This is a genomic window from Glaciimonas sp. GG7 (assembly GCF_052976905.1).
The window spans coordinates 1-16,584 of record NZ_JBRIIQ010000084.1 but is presented as its reverse complement, the minus strand read 5'-3'; the positions used below and the strand labels follow the sequence as shown (position 1 = coordinate 16,584).

General features: G+C 52.9%; 15 protein-coding genes and 1 pseudogene. 10 read left to right on the top strand and 6 right to left on the bottom strand.

Annotated elements, in window-relative coordinates; genetic code table 11:
* On the top strand, nt 1–915 hold a 915-nt coding region (locus ACVBEF_RS16460; protein WP_447125012.1), incomplete at its 5' end, for a Fic family protein.
* 121 nt (nt 916–1,036) lie between these two features.
* Here ACVBEF_RS16460 and lipA read toward each other — a convergent pair.
* Nucleotides 1,037–2,053: a lipoyl synthase gene (gene lipA / locus ACVBEF_RS16455; RefSeq protein ID WP_447125011.1), complete on the bottom strand. Its 1,017-nt coding sequence runs from the start codon at nt 2,051–2,053 to the stop codon at nt 1,037–1,039.
* A 31-nt stretch (nt 2,054–2,084) separates the two neighbouring features.
* Nucleotides 2,085–2,735, bottom strand: a complete 651-nt coding sequence (lipB, locus tag ACVBEF_RS16450; RefSeq protein WP_447125010.1) for a lipoyl(octanoyl) transferase LipB — start codon at nt 2,733–2,735, stop codon at nt 2,085–2,087.
* Nucleotides 2,736–2,978: 243 nt separating this feature from the next.
* On the opposite strand from lipB, the gene pyrE reads away from it, so the two are divergent.
* Together pyrE and ACVBEF_RS16440 are read left to right on the top strand one after the other, a co-directional pair.
* Complete coding sequence (gene pyrE, locus ACVBEF_RS16445) at nt 2,979–3,641, top strand: orotate phosphoribosyltransferase (RefSeq protein ID WP_447125009.1); 663 nt, start codon at nt 2,979–2,981, stop codon at nt 3,639–3,641.
* A gap of 119 nt (nt 3,642–3,760) precedes the next feature.
* Complete coding sequence (locus tag ACVBEF_RS16440) at nt 3,761–4,447, top strand: hypothetical protein (protein ID WP_447125008.1); 687 nt, start codon at nt 3,761–3,763, stop codon at nt 4,445–4,447.
* Nucleotides 4,448–4,540: 93 nt separating this feature from the next.
* On the opposite strand, the gene gatB is transcribed toward ACVBEF_RS16440, so the two are convergent.
* The 4 genes from gatB to gatC form a co-directional block, all read right to left on the bottom strand.
* Nucleotides 4,541–6,040: an Asp-tRNA(Asn)/Glu-tRNA(Gln) amidotransferase subunit GatB gene (gene gatB, locus ACVBEF_RS16435; RefSeq protein WP_447125007.1), complete on the bottom strand. Its 1,500-nt coding sequence runs from the start codon at nt 6,038–6,040 to the stop codon at nt 4,541–4,543.
* Nucleotides 6,041–6,137: 97 nt separating this feature from the next.
* The gene (locus tag ACVBEF_RS16430) at nt 6,138–6,656 is read right to left on the bottom strand and encodes a hypothetical protein (RefSeq protein ID WP_447125006.1); all 519 of its coding nucleotides are present in this window, start codon (nt 6,654–6,656) and stop codon (nt 6,138–6,140) included.
* A 64-nt stretch (nt 6,657–6,720) separates the two neighbouring features.
* Nucleotides 6,721–8,187, bottom strand: a complete 1,467-nt coding sequence (gatA, locus tag ACVBEF_RS16425; RefSeq protein WP_447125005.1) for an Asp-tRNA(Asn)/Glu-tRNA(Gln) amidotransferase subunit GatA — start codon at nt 8,185–8,187, stop codon at nt 6,721–6,723.
* A 151-nt stretch (nt 8,188–8,338) separates the two neighbouring features.
* Nucleotides 8,339–8,641, bottom strand: a complete 303-nt coding sequence (gene gatC, locus ACVBEF_RS16420; RefSeq protein WP_447125004.1) for an Asp-tRNA(Asn)/Glu-tRNA(Gln) amidotransferase subunit GatC — start codon at nt 8,639–8,641, stop codon at nt 8,339–8,341.
* A 361-nt stretch (nt 8,642–9,002) separates the two neighbouring features.
* On the opposite strand from gatC, the gene ACVBEF_RS16415 reads away from it, so the two are divergent.
* From ACVBEF_RS16415 to ACVBEF_RS16385, 7 genes and pseudogenes are all read left to right on the top strand, one after another.
* Nucleotides 9,003–10,046, top strand: a complete 1,044-nt coding sequence (locus ACVBEF_RS16415) for a rod shape-determining protein (protein ID WP_168056397.1) — start codon at nt 9,003–9,005, stop codon at nt 10,044–10,046.
* 178 nt (nt 10,047–10,224) lie between these two features.
* Entirely contained in the window at nt 10,225–11,280 is a 1,056-nt protein-coding gene (gene mreC / locus ACVBEF_RS16410) for a rod shape-determining protein MreC (protein ID WP_447125003.1), read from the top strand.
* Nucleotides 11,277–11,789: a rod shape-determining protein MreD gene (mreD, locus tag ACVBEF_RS16405; protein WP_447125002.1), complete on the top strand. Its 513-nt coding sequence runs from the start codon at nt 11,277–11,279 to the stop codon at nt 11,787–11,789. The genes mreC and mreD overlap by 4 nt, the downstream gene beginning before the upstream one ends.
* Nucleotides 11,790–11,865: 76 nt before the next feature.
* Entirely contained in the window at nt 11,866–13,836 is a 1,971-nt protein-coding gene (gene mrdA, locus ACVBEF_RS16400; RefSeq protein ID WP_447125001.1) for a penicillin-binding protein 2, read from the top strand.
* A 17-nt stretch (nt 13,837–13,853) separates the two neighbouring features.
* The gene (rodA, locus tag ACVBEF_RS16395) at nt 13,854–14,966 is read left to right on the top strand and encodes a rod shape-determining protein RodA (protein ID WP_447125000.1); all 1,113 of its coding nucleotides are present in this window, start codon (nt 13,854–13,856) and stop codon (nt 14,964–14,966) included.
* A 119-nt stretch (nt 14,967–15,085) separates the two neighbouring features.
* Entirely contained in the window at nt 15,086–16,105 is a 1,020-nt protein-coding gene (locus tag ACVBEF_RS16390) for a septal ring lytic transglycosylase RlpA family protein (protein WP_447124999.1), read from the top strand.
* Nucleotides 16,106–16,214: 109 nt separating this feature from the next.
* Nucleotides 16,215–16,584 (top strand): annotated as a pseudogene (locus ACVBEF_RS16385) (STAS-like domain-containing protein); the annotation flags it as partial.

Genomic DNA, 16,584 nt, shown 5'->3' with positions numbered 1-16,584 from the left:
CAGATCGAGGGTACACAAGCCACCTTGACAGATTTGTTTGATGAAGAGGCTGGTCTCGAGGTCAACAACAGCGACGACATTGAAGAGGTAACCAATTATCTGCGTGCTTTCCGCTTGGTACAGGACAATCTTCGTGATACCAACGGGCTGCAGATCAGCGTGCGTCTGATGTGCGATGCACACAGGTTGCTGCTTGACGGGGCGCGAGGAACTGGCAAACAGCCGGGAGAACTCCGTCGCTCACAAAACTGGATCGGTGGCAGTCGGCCTGGCAATGCCGTGTTCGTACCCCCACCGGCCAATCAGGTTGCAGATTTGCTGGTTGACGTGGAGCGCTTCATCCACACAGAACCGGCGGCGCTTCCGCCTCTGGTTATGATCGCATTGGTGCATGCGCAATTTGAAACGATCCATCCTTTTCTGGACGGCAATGGACGTATCGGCCGCTTGCTAATCGCTGCCTTGTTGGAGCAGTGGGGATTGTTGCAAGAGCCGCTGTTATATTTAAGCGGTTATCTGAAACGGCATCAGGCCGAGTACTACAAATTATTGTCTGGCATTCGGACAGAGGGGAATTGGGAAGCCTGGGTTTCATTCTTCCTTGACGGCGTAGCCGCTGCCGCCGCCGAAGCCGAACACAGTATCGTTGAGATCGCGACGCTTGTTGCTGCTGATCGTCGTCGCCTACTTGAATCTCCCAAGTCCGGATCTGCTGCCTACCGTTTATTCGAATTACTGCCGATGATGCCGCGTTTCACTGTCGAGCGGGCGCGGCAAAAATTAGCAACCAGCTTCCCTACCGCAAACGCTGCGGTCAAGATGCTCACCGAACTGGGTATCGTCACTGAAATGACGGGACAACGGAAGAATCGTAGTTTTGGCTATAAAGCGTATATTGCGTTGCTGGCGAAATAAATTTCCTCCATGACTCTGACACGGCAGGGCCGAATGCTGGACCACATGGAGGGACTGGGATTTGCACTACACGATCAGGCCGCGCTTCTTCGCTTTCTTCAAGCGAATCAGCGCGGCTTGTTTACTGTTGATTGGACATAGTCTCTGCCGCCGCCAACACATCATGCGCCTGCTCGTCAGCATGATATGAACTACGCACCATCGCACCAACGGCGGCGTGGACGAAACCCATTTTGTAGGCTTCTTCTTCGTACATTTTGAAAGTGTCCGGGTGCACGTAGCGCCGTACCGGCAAGTGATTGCCGCTAGGCATTAAATATTGGCCGATGGTCAGCATGTCGACGTCATGGGCACGCAGGTCGCGCATGACTTGTAAGACTTCTTCATCGGTTTCACCCAGGCCGACCATGATGCCGGATTTGGTGGGTACCTTTGGATGCAGCGCTTTGAAGCGCTTAAGTAGATTGAGCGAATACGCATAATCTGAACCCGGGCGGGCTTCTTTATACAGACGCGGTGCGGTTTCCAGATTGTGGTTCATGACGTCTGGGGGCGCGGCGTTGAGGATGTCGAGGGCGCGGTCCATGCGGCCACGGAAATCCGGGGTCAGGATTTCTATGCGGGTGTTGGGCGACAATTCGCGCACGCGGCGGATGCATTCGGCGAAATGACCAGCACCGCCATCGCGCAAATCATCGCGGTCTACGCTGGTGATGACGACATAACTCAGACGCAGCTCAGCGATGGTTTTTGCCAGATTCTCTGGTTCGTTGACATCAAGCGGGTCTGGCCGACCGTGGCCGACATCGCAGAAGGGGCAACGGCGCGTGCATTTGTCGCCCATGATCATGAAGGTTGCCGTGCCTTTGCCGAAGCATTCGCCAATGTTCGGGCAACTGGCTTCTTCGCAGACAGTAACCAGACTATTGGCGCGCAGAATATCTTTGATTTCGTAGAAGCGGGTCGATGGCGAGGCGGCCTTGACGCGGATCCAGTCCGGTTTTTTGAGGCGTTCCATCGGAATAATCTTGATCGGAATGCGCGCGGTCTTGCTGGCCCCTTTTTGCTTCTCTAGCGGATTGTAGGTGGCGGGAGCGGCGGCTTCGACCGGGTGCAGGGGAGTGGTTTCAGTTGTCATAGTGTCGGCAGTATTGGGTGGTGAAGCCTCATCAACTAAGGCGTTTAATTAGTTCGTGAGCGAGTGCTGACTGCACCGCAGGTAAAGCAACATCAATGCCCAGCATTTTCATGTCAACCGTCACCAGACCTTCGTAACCGCAAGGATTGATCCACGAAAATGGTGCTAAATCCATGGCGACATTGAGTGAGACGCCGTGGTAGGTACAACCGCTGGCGCGAATTTTCAAGCCGAGTGCTGCGATCTTGGCCCCTTGCCACGGACCTGCTGCGACGTAAATGCCGGGCGCGCCCGGCTTGCGCTCACCGGCGAGATTATACGCCGCGAGTGTCGTGATAACTGCCTGCTCGATGGCGTGCACAAATTCGCGGGCAAACATGCGGCTTTCAAGGCGCTTGCGGCGTAGATCGATGAGCAAATAAATGACGACCTGCCCGGGGCCGTGATACGTGACTTCGCCGCCGCGATCGGTTTGTATCACGGCAATATCGTGCGGTGCGAGGACATGCCCGGGATCAGCGGCTAAGCCTAGCGTAAATACCGGCGGATGTTCAACGATCCATAACTGATCAGGGGTGTCGGGCGTGCGGGCATCGGTATATGCGCGCATGGCGTCAAAGCTGACGTGATAGTGCTCGAAGCCACGGTGAATAATTTCAGGAGGGGATGAAGGGGACGGCATAGCCGCTAGTGTACCGAAAATAGTCCGGCTTCGCCGCGCATCTGGCAGTCTACATGGGGACGTTGTGTATGGGCACGATGCTTGCAATTGATTCTCACGATTCTGTGAAGAGGATTTAGAATGACGCAAAGTGGTGATTTTTAGTATAGAAGCGACAATATTTGTCACTCGCTTTGTCACTCGCGCGGGACTACACGCCGCATTTGTTATTTCAATGATCGTATTTACTGTATGGAAACTATTTTGAACAATTTACGCCAGGAATTTATTGCCTTTTCCGTTGCCTCCGGGGTGCTCCGCTTTGGTGAATTCGTTACCAAGGCCGGGCGCACATCGCCTTACTTTTTTAATGCAGGCTTGTTTAATGAGGGGGCAACACTGGCGCAATTGGCGCAGTTTTATGCGCGTACCTTGCTCGACTCTGGCGTTGAGTTCGACATGCTCTTCGGACCGGCTTACAAAGGCATTACGTTAGCCTCGGCCACGGCGGTGGCAATCGCAGCGGAAGGCCGCAACGTGGCGTTTGCGTATAACCGTAAGGAAGCGAAGGATCATGGCGAAGGCGGCACCATTGTCGGCGGCAAGTTGCAGGGACGGGTCGTGATTATTGATGACGTGATTTCAGCCGGAACCTCGGTGCGGGAGTCGGTCGCCATGATTCGCGCCGCTGGTGCGACGCCCTGCGCGGTACTGATTGCGCTTGATCGGATGGAGCGCTCTGGCAAGGATGACGCACTGTCGGCCCAATCGGCAGTAGAAGAAGTGGGGCGTGAATTTGGCATACCGGTCATTTCGATAGGCAATCTGAATGATTTACTGACGTATATTTCGGCGGGGACAGACCCACAATTGGCGCAATACAAAGACGCCGTGGCGGCGTATCGGACGCGTTACGGCGTGAACTGATTTTCTTTGTCCGCTTTAGAGACAGGGAGATAGCGCCTTCGTAGATCACTAGGTAGCGCACGCGGTCGGCTTCACATTTTCGGGGTGACCGTGTGCTGCATTAATTTGTGGATAAGCGCATGCATTCTGGCGTAAAAAAACAATTAACACTGCCGTTGATGGCTCGCTTCGCCAGCGCTTTTGGCTTGCGGCATTTGTTTGCTATTTCGCTACTCTTGATAAGCATTCAGCTCCCGGTGCACAGCCAGATTTTTTCTTGCAAGGATGCCGCTGGTCGAACAATTACTTCTGACCGTCCTATGCCAGAATGCGGTGATCGCGTCATCCGTGAGTTAAGTAATAGCGGCGTACTCAGACGTGAAATTGCCGTGCCACTCACGGCAGAAGAAAAGCGTCAGTTGCATCTGAAAGAGGAGAGTCAACGCATGGCGACTGCCGCCTCCGACGCGCAGCGCCAACAGGACAGGGCGCTGCTGGCGCGCTACCGTAGCGAAGACGAGATCGCATCTTCCCGGCGCTATTCCATCAGTTTGTCGCAGGGCATGGTGAAGCATGATCTGGAGTCGATACTGGAGGAAGAAAAGCAGTTGAAAATGGTGCAGAGCGAGACGGCGCTCTATCAGAATAAAAAAATCCCACCAAACCTCCAGGCCGCGCTAAATGATGCTCTGGATACGCTTGAAAACAGCAAAAAAAATATGCACGACCACGAGCGCGATACGGCTGATATCAACGCAAAATTTGACGCAACCTTACTACGCTACCGCGAGCTAAGCCGTAATCAGACAACGGCAACGAGCCGATAAACCGCTGCCACAAAAGGGGCGGGCCGGAAAAGAATATCTTTTCCGGCCCGCATCGCGCGCTAAACGGTCATCTTTTACACCCTTGGCATCACATTAAGCAGTCAGTTTTTGCTTAAGCAACTCCGTCAGTTGTGCAGGATTGGCTTTGCCTTTGCTGGCTTTCATCGCCTGACCGATTAAGGCGTTGAATGCTTTCTCCTTGCCAGCGCGGAATTCTTCGACAGATTTGGCGTTGGCAGCCAACACTTCATCGATGATTTTTTCTAATGCGCCGCTGTCGGAAATCTGCTTCAGACCTTTGCTGTCGATAATCTCGTCGGCTAACGTATCTTGCGCAGCGTTGGCTTCCCACATCGCGGCAAATACTTCTTTGGCGATTTTGTTGGAGATCGTGCCGTCGTCGATACGTTTTAGCAGCAATGCAAATTGTGTCGCATTGACCGGGGTGGCGCTGATATCGACGCCTGCACGATTGAGGGTCGAAGAAAAATCGCCCATCAACCAATTCGCCGCTGGTTTGGCTTGCTCTTTGCCTGCGGCGATGACGACGGCTTCGAAATAAGCGGCCATGGCTTTCGATTGCGTCAAGACGATGGCGTCGTATTCCGACAGTCCAAGGTCGCGTACAAACCGTTCACGCATCGCGCCAGGCAACTCCGGCATCGTTGCACGCACGCGTTCAACCCAATCTGCACCGATGACCAGCGGCGGTAAATCCGGATCCGGGAAGTAGCGGTAATCTTGCGAATCTTCCTTGCTGCGCATGGAGCGGGTTTCTTTTTTTTCGGGATCGTAGAGCCGAGTTTCCTGACGAATGGTGCCGCCGTCTTCGATGGTTTCGATTTGATTCTGGACTTCGTAATTGATCGCCTCTTCGAGGAAGCGGAACGAGTTCAGATTTTTTACTTCGCGCCGCGTGCCGTATTCTTTTTGTCCAACCGGACGTACTGAAACATTGGCATCGCAACGGAAAGAACCTTCCTGCATATTGCCGTCCGAAATGCCCAGCCACATCACCAGTGCATGCAGCGCTTTGGCGTAGGCTACGGCTTCCGCAGCGCTGCGCATATCGGGTTCGGTGACGATTTCCAGCAGCGGCGTGCCGGCGCGGTTTAAATCGATTCCGGTCATGCCTTGATAATCTTCGTGCAGTGATTTACCGGCGTCTTCTTCCAGATGGGCGCGGGTCAACTGGACTGAGCGGATTTCACTCTTGCCGTCTTTTTCCAGAACGAAGGCAACTTTGCCGCCTTGTACCACCGGGATTTCGAACTGACTGATTTGATAGCCCTTCGGCAAATCAGGGTAAAAATAATTTTTGCGCGCAAAAATCGATTGCGGCGCGATGACGGCGTTGACCGCCAGACCGAACTGAATGGCGCGCTCAACGGCTCCGCGGTTCAGTACTGGCAACACGCCCGGCAACGCCAGGTCAACCGGACTGGCCTGTGTATTGGGCTCAGCGCCGAATTGTGTGGACGAACCACTAAAAATTTTAGATTTGGTCGAGAGTTGCGCATGCGTTTCCAGACCGATCACGACTTCCCATTGCATAATTTTCTCGCTTATTTCGTAGGTGCAGATTTCCCGCATTTATTTATTCTTTAGGACTAATGCAAAATCGCCCCAGCGGCGTTATTAAAGTACTGGCATCAAAAGTCTGCCTTGCTGGAACAATTTTGCGTCAGTCCTATTTTTGATAACTACAAGTGCCGGTTTTGACATCGACCGTGAGTTCTGTGAAATTCACTCTTGAACCGCACAATGCCGGACAGCTCGGTTTGATGTGCAAAGTGTCGCCATCGCGCTGGAGGCGAATACTGCAATTTTTACCATGGTTAAAGAAGTCATAACCACGCTGGTGGCGTGCTGCAACAGGATCTCTGAGGCTGATGCGCCAACTGTCTTTGTCTTCTTCTGTCATGACTTCAGCGACCGGTTCGTCGCTTTCGTCGACGCTGCAATCGAAGCCGTGCATAGCGCGGTATTGGTCTGACTCCCAGCGAAATTCTTCTACTTTATTACCATTCAAATCTATTTGACCGCCGTCGGCATAAATTACTTTTTCGCCATCTTCATTGCGGCTTTCGTTGCAACTAAATTTGGTATGTAATTGTTGCGCATTAATCGGCATCGATAACGCCGACAGTCCGATCAATAGAAATAGTGGTGGCAAACAACGCAGTAGAAATTGGTGGATTACGCGCATAGTCAGTTTTCTCGTTAAGGTTAGTCCTGTGAGTAGCCTGATGGCTAATGGAACAGTTGGATGTTTAATCCGGCGTACGCAGATGCCAGTCGGTTACCTGTTGATATTGATGGGCGACATTGAGTAGTTTGGCTTCATCGAAATAACTCCCAATAATTTGCAGACCAACCGGACGATGCGCATTCTTTTCGCCCTGACCAAAACCGCACGGAATCGACATCCCCGGCAAGCCTGCCAGACTGCTTGACAGCGTGTAAATATCGGCCAGATAGTTTGCCACCGGATCGTTGACTTTGGCACCTAAATCCCACGCAACGGTGGGTGACACCGGGCCCATGATGACGTCGCACAGTCGGTTCGGACCGGTCAGTGCTGTCTGAAAATCTTGTGCGATTAAACGGCGAATTTTTTGCGCTTGCAAATAGTAGGCGTCGTAATAGCCGTGCGACAACACATAAGCGCCAACCAAAATCCGACGTTTGACTTCTTCGCCAAATCCCTCTGCGCGAGATTTTTGATACATGTCAGCGAGGTCTTTGTAATTGGCGGCGCGATGGCCGTAGCGAACGCCGTCGAAACGGCTCAGGTTTGACGATGCTTCGGCCGGAGCGATTACGTAATACACCGGAATTGACAACTCCGTTTTTGGTAAAGAAATATCGACTAACACCGCGCCAAGTTTTTCATATTCGCGTAGCGCCGCACGGACTGCCTCCTCAACATCGGGCGCTAAGCCGCTGCTGAAATACTCACGCGGAATCCCGATGCGTAACCCTTTGATGTCGTTGTTCAGGTCGCGGGTGAAATCTTCTTTCGGGCGCTCCAGACTGGTTGAATCGCGTGGGTCAAAGCCGACCATGGCGTTGAGTAAGAGTGCGCAATCTTCCGCCGTTTGGGCAATTGGCCCTGCCTGATCGAGCGATGATGCAAACGCGATCATGCCGAAGCGCGATACGCTGCCGTAGGTGGGTTTGATGCCGGTTACGCCGCACAGTGAGGCGGGTTGGCGGATGGAGCCGCCGGTGTCCGTCGCCGTGGCAGCCGGAGTCAGACGTGCCGCTACAGCTGCCGCCGATCCTCCGGATGATCCACCCGGGATCGCGGTTTTGTCCCAGGGATTTTTGACCGCACCGAAGAACGAGTTCTCATTCGATGAGCCCATCGCAAATTCATCGCAGTTCAGCTTGCCCAGATGGACCATGCCGGCGTCTTTAAAATGCGATACCACTGTTGCATCAAAGGGGCTGATGTAATTTTCCAGCATTTTGGAGCCAGCCGTTGAGCGCCAATCTTGCGTGACAAAGATATCTTTGTGCGCAATCGGTATGCCGGTCAGGGGCGTGCTGGTGTTTTGTGCGAAGCGCTCGTCGGCTGCGCGTGCTTGTTGCAACGTTAAGTCTTGATCGACGTGCAGAAAGGCGTTGAGATCGCTGTGCGCAATGCGGGCCAGAAATTGGGTCGCCAGTTCCACGGAAGAAATTTTCTTTTCGTGTAACAGAGTCGATAGTTGTTTAAGAGTTTTGGTATGCATGGGATAGAAGCTTGAATGGCGGGCTTGTTGCAAGGGCAAGCTGCTTAAAACGATGCAACATTGCGCGTAAGTAATTAAATAAATGAATTATTCATGCCAGAGGATGTAAATGATGCAACGTCGCGGTAGCGACATTGCGTCCTCTTTTTTATTATTCAATCACTTTGGGCACTAAATAAAGCCCATCCTCGACCGCCGGGGCCGGACGTTGATAATCTTCGCGGCGATTCGATTCAGTGACGACATCGTCGCGCAGACGCAGCGAAAGATTGGTCTGGATAGCGGCAATGGGATGGCTCAATGGCTCCACGCCAGTGGTATCGACGGCACGTAGCTGTTCAACCAGCGAAAAGATGCCGTTAAGTTTGTCTAAGGTTGCCGTGACTTGATCTTCGGTGAGCTCAAGGCGTGCAAGATTGGCAATGCGTTTAACGTCGGAATGGGCTAATGACATGTTTTTTGGTGGCGCAAAATGCACCCCGGCTAAAAGGTTGAAAAAGATGGGTTAATGTCGATAAAACTTCTTAAAGCTTTGTAAAAGGTCGGCATTTCTCGCCCTTTGTCGATCAATCTGGTTCAAATTATAAGGTAGAATGTCGCGTCTATGCCGCATGCCGCCGAAGTGCAGCTTTAAAAACCGTAGCAGAACCAACCAAGACCCGCAAATTGTTGCGGATAGGCAATACATTTACAAGTATTGCAGTCTGGTTGAGCGTGCCGCAGGTTTTGACAGGCCCTGAAATTGGCCATGTGCAGACACTAGAACTTCCCTATTAAACGCTTAAGCGCACCATTGTTGCGCATCAGGACAATTCATGTTTGGATTTTTACGCAGTTACTTTTCGAACGATTTGGCGATTGATCTGGGGACTGCGAATACGCTTATTTATGTCCGTGACAAGGGCATTGTTCTTGATGAACCATCCGTTGTTGCTATTCGCCAGCAAGGCGGCCCAAACGGCAAAAAAACGATTCAGGCCGTTGGCCGCGAAGCCAAGCAAATGCTGGGCAAGGTTCCCGGCAATATCGAGGCGATTCGCCCGATGAAAGATGGCGTAATCGCCGATTTTACCGTCACCGAGCAAATGCTCAAGCAGTTCATTCGCATGGTGCACGACACCAAAATGTTCCGTCCTTCCCCGCGCATCATCATCTGCGTTCCTTGCGGTTCGACCCAGGTTGAGCGTCGTGCCATTCGTGAGTCAGCGTTGGGCGCCGGTGCTTCGCAAGTATTTTTGATCGAAGAGCCTATGGCCGCTGCCATCGGCGCTGGTTTGCCGGTGTCGGACGCAACCGGTTCGATGGTCGTCGATATTGGCGGCGGTACCACGGAAGTCGGCATCATCTCGCTGGGCGGCATGGTGTACAAAGGGTCGGTACGCGTTGGCGGCGACAAGTTTGACGAAGCGATCGTTAATTACATTCGCCGCAACTACGGCATGTTGATCGGCGAGCAAACTGCTGAAGCGATCAAAAAAGCTATCGGTTCTGCATTCCCGGGCTCAGAAGTCAGGGAAATGGAAGTCAAGGGACGCAACCTGTCGGAAGGTATTCCGCGCTCGTTTACTATTTCCAGCAACGAAATTCTCGAAGCGCTGACCGATCCGCTCAATAACATCGTCTCAGCGGTCAAGAATGCACTGGAGCAAACACCGCCAGAACTCGGCGCAGACATCGCTGAAAAAGGCATGATGCTCACCGGCGGCGGCGCTTTGCTGCGCGACCTCGATCGCTTGCTGATGGAAGAAACCGGTTTACCCGTGATTGTTGCCGAAGACCCGCTGACCTGCGTGGTGCGCGGCTCTGGTATGGCGCTGGAGCGGATGGACAAGCTAGGCTCAATATTCTCTTACGAATAATTTAATTCACACAGATGACAAAATAACGTGCCCTGCCCGGTTTCAGGTAGGTAGTAAGTGGCTGGGCCGGATATTCCCTGCCCGGCCTTTTGTGTTAGGGACCGTCTTTTTGATGTGTTTTCTTTCATTTCGCTTTTATTGCGCTTTCATTTAGTAACTCACCAACTGTTTACCATCGATGGAATACAGCCCGCCGCCACTCTTTAAGCAAGGCGCTTCGGCACGTGCAAAAGCAATCGTTTGTACATTGCTGGCCGTGGCGCTCCTGATCGCCGATGCACGTCTGCATGCGCTCATATTCCTGCGACAAGCCGTCGGTACGGTGTTGTACCCCATGCAAGCGCTGGCCTTGATGCCGCGGGATGCGGCTTATCAGATGGTTGACTATTTCGCGACCCTTTCTTCAGTGGAAAAAGAAAACCGGGAGTTACGTCACGAACAAGTAGCACGTGCGCAGCAACTCCAACAAGCGCAACTGCTCGCCGCAGAAAACGTCCAGCTACGCAAGTTACTTGGCGCGCAACAACAATTGCCGGTCAAATCGGTGATGAGCGAAATCCTCTACGATGCACGTGACCCGTTTACGCGCAAAGTCGTCATGGATCGCGGTGCGCAACAAGGCGTTCAGACCGGCCAGCCCGTGATCGACGACGCCGGGATTGTCGGCCAGGTCACGCGCGTGTTTCCTTTTACTTCCGAAGTGACGTTGCTGACCGACAAGGATCAGGCGATTCCGGTGCAAGTGCTGCGCAATGGTTTGCGCAGTGTCGCCTATGGTCGCGGCCAGTCCGGGTTCCTGGACTTGCGTTTCATGGCTGCTAATGCGGATATCAAAAAAGACGATGTCCTCGTTACTTCCGGCATCGATGGAGTGTATCCACCGGGTCTCGCGGTTGCGAAAGTGGTGCTGGTGGAAAATAAATCCGCCGACGCCTTCGCGCATATCGTTTGTGAACCGGCCGCAGGTATCGACCGCCATAAGCAGTTGCTGATCTTGCTGGTGGATCCGCATCCTGCGCCACGTCCTGACGAAGTCATTAAACCAAGTAACGGTAAAGTGGACACCTTGAGCAAACGGCGGTTGTCCGATAGCCCGAGAGAAAAAGCGCAAGAAGCGGCAAAAGAAGCTGATATCCAGGCCAATAAAGACGCCGCAAAGAATGCCGCAAAAGCAGCAGTGAGCAATGTTGCCAAAGACGCCAAAACCAACAATCTGCAGGAGCGTGGTCGATGAACCGCCCGCACTATATTTTATTGCCAGCCAATTCGCTTTTTATCGCGCTGACATTGTTGCTGGCATTCTTTTTCAATCTCATGCCTTGGGGTCAATGGCCCGCTGTGCCGGATTTTGTCGCATTGGTCCTGATATTCTGGAGCATTCATCAGCCGCGCAAAATCGGCATCGTGATTGCCTTTTGCATGGGCTTGCTGGCAGATGTGCACAGCGCCACTTTGCTAGGCCAAAATGCCTTGGCGTACACCCTTCTTTCGTACTTCGCAATCATGATCCATCGGCGCGTTTTGTGGTTTTCGCCGCTAGGTCAGGCCCTTCATATCTTGCCGTTGTTATTGCTCACGCAAGCGGTGCAGTTGGTATTGCGGCTCATTATTAGCGGCAAGTTTCCCGGCTGGTTGTATTTCACTGAAAGCTTCGTCAGCATGCTGCTATGGCCGCTACTGAGCTGGTTGTTATTGGCACCACAACGGCGTGCCATTAATCGTGATGATAATCGTCCGATCTGATGCTACTTAACCCTGAGGGTTGGCTTTAGCGCTGGCCCGATTACCCTCTGCGCCAGTCATTAAAGGCGCATATTCCATGACCGAATTTAAGAATACTGAACGCGAACTACACAATTTCCGGGTCCGCATTACTGCCGCGGTCCTGTTTGTTTTGTTTTGTTTTTTGTTGTTGGTGGCGCGTTTCGTATGGCTGCAAGTCGTGCGTCACACAGCCTATGCCGCACAAGCTGAAGAAAACCGGATTTCCTTAGTTCCTGTAGTCCCGAATCGCGGGTTAATTCTGGACCGCAACGGCGTCGTACTGGCTCGCAATTATTCCGCCTATACACTCGAAATCACCCGCTCCAAAATTAATGGCAAGCTCGAAGATGTGATCAATGATTTAGCCCAATTGATAGAGATTAGCCCCAAAGACAGACGGCGTTTCAAGAAGCTCATGGACGACTCCAAAAGTTTCGCCAGCCTGCCGATCCGCACCCGTCTGACGGACGAAGAAGTCGCCAAATTTACTGTGCAGCGGTATCGCTTTCCCGGCGTAGACGTGCAAGCCCGTTTGTTCCGCGAATACCCGTTAGGCGACGTTGCCGCCCATGTGATCGGCTACATCGGTCGCATCAGCCAAAAAGACGTCGAAGGCCTTGATGAGCGTGAAGAGTCCGCTAATTACAAAGGCACCGATTACATCGGCAAGGAAGGCCTCGAAAAAAGTTATGAAAGTCAACTACACGGCACCACCGGTTACGAGGAAATCGAAGTCTCCGCCAGCGGCCGTGCGGTGCGCACCTTATCGCGTACCTCCGCTATCCCCGGCAACAATCTGATTCTTTCCATTGATATCGAATTGCAGAAAGTCATTCAGGAAGCATTCGGAGATCGTCGCGGCGCCTTGGTTGCCATCGATCCGGCAACCGGCGATATTCTGGCCTATGTATCGCAACCCAGCTACGATTTGAATCTGTTTGTTGATGGCATTGATCAACAAAGTTGGGACGAATTGCTCAACTCACCCGACCATCCATTGATTAATCGGCCCATGAATGGTGCTTATCCACCGGGCTCCACCTATAAGCCATTCATGGCCCTGGCCGCACTAGAGCTGGGTAAGCGCACGCCGGAGCAATCGATTCGAGACCAAGGCTTTTTTATGCTCGGCGGACACCGTTTCCGCGATGACAAAGTAGGCGGTCATGGCATCGTCAATATGTACAAAGCCATCGTCGAATCCTGCGATACCTATTTCTACATGTTGGCCAATGACTTAGGCGTCGACGCCATTCATGACTTCATGAAACCGTTTGGCTTCGGTCAGATTACGGGTATTGATCTCGAACATGAACGCAGTGGCTTGCTGCCGTCGACCGCATGGAAGCGCGCCGCCTACAAAACTGCTGCGCGTCAGAAATGGCAGGGTGGCGACACGATTTCTCTCGGTATTGGTCAAGGTTTTAATGCATTCACGCCACTGCAAATCGCGCACGCGACGGCCACGCTGGTCAATAACGGCATCGTCATGAAGCCGCATTTAGTGAAAATTATTGAAAACAGCCTCACGCATGTGCGCACCGTGACCGTGCCAAAAGAAAGTTTTCGTATTCCCTTAAAGCAAGAAAATATCGATGTCATCAAAAATGCCATGGTCGGCGTGACCCACTCTGGAACGGCTGCGCGGGTGTTTGCCGGTGCCGGTTATGAGTCCGGTGGCAAGACGGGAACCGCACAGGTGTTTACCATCAAGCAAAATGAAAAATACAACGCCCGTACCGTCGGCGAACGCTTTCGCGATCATGCCTTGTACACCGCTTTTGCCCCCGCCGATAAACCGACCATCGCCATCGCCGTGATCGTTGAAAACGGTGGTTTCGGGGCCGCAGCCGCTGCACCCATCGTCCGCAAGGCGCTGGATTATTATTTGCTCGGCAAGCGCCCTGGTGAAAAAGACAAGCCTGGCGTGAGTATGCCGCCATTGGATGAACCCTCTGCTGACGATGCCAATGATGACGATCCGACCTATAAACCGGGCGCAGAAACAGCGGGTAATCGGGAATGATGAATGAGAACTGAACAATGAATTTCTCCCCCAAACATTCCTGGTGGCATCAAATTAAATCGCACATCGCGATTTTTGATGGCGCACTGTCGCTGATTATTTTTCTCATTTTGGCGGTCGGCATTGTGACCCTGTACTCCGCCGGGATTGACTTCCCTGGACGGGTTGAGGATCAATTGCGCAATATTCTCGTGGCCTTCGTCGTCATGTGGGTTGCCGCCAGCATCCCGCCGCAAACCTTGATGCGCTTTGCCGTGCCGATCTATACCTTCGGTGTGATGCTGCTCATTGCTGTAGCAATGTTTGGCATGGTCAAAAAAGGCGCGCGTCGCTGGATCAATGTAGGGATAGTGATCCAACCGTCGGAAATTATGAAAATCGCCATGCCATTAATGCTGGCGTGGTATTTCCAGAAGCGCGAAGGCATGATTACCTGGCGCGATTACGCCGTTGCCGCACTCTTACTGGTGCTTCCTGTCGGGCTGATTATCCGGCAACCGGATTTAGGCACTGGCACGCTGGTACTGGCTGCCGGATTTTATGTCATCTTTCTGGCCGGTTTATCCTGGCGCATTTTGGCCGGACTAGTTATCGCTGTCGCTGTCAGTTTGCCGCTCGTCTGGACTGTGCTGCATGACTATCAACGCCAGCGCGTCATGATGTTGATCGACCCGACATCGGACCCGCTGGGCAAAGGCTTCCACATCATTCAGTCGACCATTGCGGTCGGTTCCGGCGGCATCTTCGGTAAGGGCTGGCTCAAAGGTACGCAGTCTCATCTCGAATTTATTCCAGAACGCACCACCGATTTCATCTTTGCCGTGTTCTCAGAAGAGTTCGGTCTGATCGGGAATGGCATTTTGTTATTCCTCTATGTCTTGCTCATCGGCCGTGGTTTGATGATCGCCGCCAACGCGCCGACCATGTTCACGCGCTTGCTGGCAGGGGCCATCACGATGATTTTCTTTACGTATGCCTTCGTCAATATGGGCATGGTCAGTGGCATTTTGCCAGTCGTCGGCGTGCCGCTACCCTTTATGAGCTATGGCGGGACGGCATTGGTCACGCTGGGGCTGGGAGCTGGGATATTGATGAGCATCCAGCGGCATCGCAAGTTGATTCAGACTTGAGGATGTTTTGAATGTTTCATTCGGTAAGTGTTGTCGCAGTGGCGTGGAGACATCAACATAATTGGCCCCCGCCGTTTTAATGACGGCGACATTTGTCTCATCAAATCAGGAAAGCGCCTATGTCATTACGCCACCGCAATTATTACCGCACCATTAGCTGGAGCGCATTGGCTGCGCTGCTCATCTTGGCCGGGTGCAGCACCGCCCCGCCAGCCACGGATACGCGCTCGCCGCCACCGCCGTCGGCGACGAAGGCCACCCCATCCATACCCGTATTACCAAAGGCCGGTTCTGGTCGCGGCGGCTATTACAAGGACGACGGTCCCGGGGACGACATCCCGGACGGGTTAGAAAATGTTGCCGATGCCGTGCCGGAGATTGAACCCTATTCACGCACCGGCAATAAACCCTACGTCGTATTCGGCAAAACCTATACGCCATTGATCGACGATCAACCGTTCGTCCAACGTGGCATGGGGACTTGGTATGGCAAAAAATTCCATAAAAAACGTACCTCTTCAGGCGAGCCGTACGATATGTACAAAATGACGGCCGCGCATCCAACCTTGCCGATTCCGTCCTACGCCCGCGTGACCAATCTGAAAACCGGCAAACAAGTCATCGTGCGCATCAACGATCGTGGGCCGTTTCATTCCACCCGCATTATTGATCTGTCCTACACCGCAGCACTCCGGTTAGGTTATCTGGGAACTGGCAGCGGTCAGCTAGAGGTTGAACGCTTGCTGCCAGCCGATATTCTCGCCATACGCAAACAGGCAGGCGCATCGCCAGCGCTTGCGCCTGCCTCAGAAAGCTTTGCCGGAGCGCCTGACTCAGATAGCCCGGTCAGTCGTCCCGGCGACGCTATAGACGCATTGGCGGCAGACAATCAAGGATATCCTTCAGCGCCAGGCTATTACTTGCAGTTAGGTGCCTTCACCAGTGAGGCCAATGCCGAGGCAACGCGACAGCGATTGTTGCAGGAGCTGACCGGCGTCGTCAGCGCATTGGACAAGGTAGTCGCAGGGGGCGTTTATCGCGTGTATGCAGGGCCATTTGCCAGCCGTTTAGCGGCGCAAGACGCTGCTGCGCAGGTGCGGCAGAGGATTTTCGTGTCGCCAATGATTGTCAAAAAATAAAATATGAATGTATTTTTTCATGGTTATAAGTGATGATTTCATCAAATAACTTTACAATTATTATTAATTTTCTTGACGGATAGTTGGCGTTCAGACGACAATCCATGTCATGAAAACTCCAGATCTCATCTTAATTTGCCGACTGATCGATCAAAGCGATAAGAATGTCGCGCTACGTCTTGCTGAAAAATGCAACATGTCCAGACAATCCGCAAGCACGTGGCTAGCACGTCTGAAGAAAAATGGGATCATCGAATCAACCGGCGCTGGCCGGGGAACGTCCTACCATCTGGTCAATACCGTGACGCAGCAACATTCGTATGTCCGCGCCGGGCTTTCTGAAGATACCGTGTGGCGCGATCAGTGCGCCCCCGTTGTGGCCGACTTAGCTGAAAATGTCAGGAGAATCTGGCATCACGGCGTCACTGAAATGGTGAACAACGCAATCGACCATTCCGAGGCGGAGTCCGTGCTTGTGA

Coding starts and splice junctions, on each gene's coding strand:
- lipA (WP_447125011.1), bottom strand. CDS start 2,053: ATGACAACTGAAACCACTCCCCTGCACCCGGTCGAAGCCGCCGCTCCC.
- lipB (WP_447125010.1), bottom strand. CDS start 2,735: ATGCCGTCCCCTTCATCCCCTCCTGAAATTATTCACCGTGGCTTCGAG.
- ACVBEF_RS16440 (WP_447125008.1), top strand. CDS start 3,761: ATGCATTCTGGCGTAAAAAAACAATTAACACTGCCGTTGATGGCTCGC.
- gatB (WP_447125007.1), bottom strand. CDS start 6,040: ATGCGGGAAATCTGCACCTACGAAATAAGCGAGAAAATTATGCAATGG.
- ACVBEF_RS16430 (WP_447125006.1), bottom strand. CDS start 6,656: ATGCGCGTAATCCACCAATTTCTACTGCGTTGTTTGCCACCACTATTT.
- gatA (WP_447125005.1), bottom strand. CDS start 8,187: ATGCATACCAAAACTCTTAAACAACTATCGACTCTGTTACACGAAAAG.
- gatC (WP_447125004.1), bottom strand. CDS start 8,641: ATGTCATTAGCCCATTCCGACGTTAAACGCATTGCCAATCTTGCACGC.
- ACVBEF_RS16415 (WP_168056397.1), top strand. CDS start 9,003: ATGTTTGGATTTTTACGCAGTTACTTTTCGAACGATTTGGCGATTGAT.
- mreC (WP_447125003.1), top strand. CDS start 10,225: ATGGAATACAGCCCGCCGCCACTCTTTAAGCAAGGCGCTTCGGCACGT.
- mreD (WP_447125002.1), top strand. CDS start 11,277: ATGAACCGCCCGCACTATATTTTATTGCCAGCCAATTCGCTTTTTATC.
- mrdA (WP_447125001.1), top strand. CDS start 11,866: ATGACCGAATTTAAGAATACTGAACGCGAACTACACAATTTCCGGGTC.
- rodA (WP_447125000.1), top strand. CDS start 13,854: ATGAATTTCTCCCCCAAACATTCCTGGTGGCATCAAATTAAATCGCAC.
- ACVBEF_RS16390 (WP_447124999.1), top strand. CDS start 15,086: ATGTCATTACGCCACCGCAATTATTACCGCACCATTAGCTGGAGCGCA.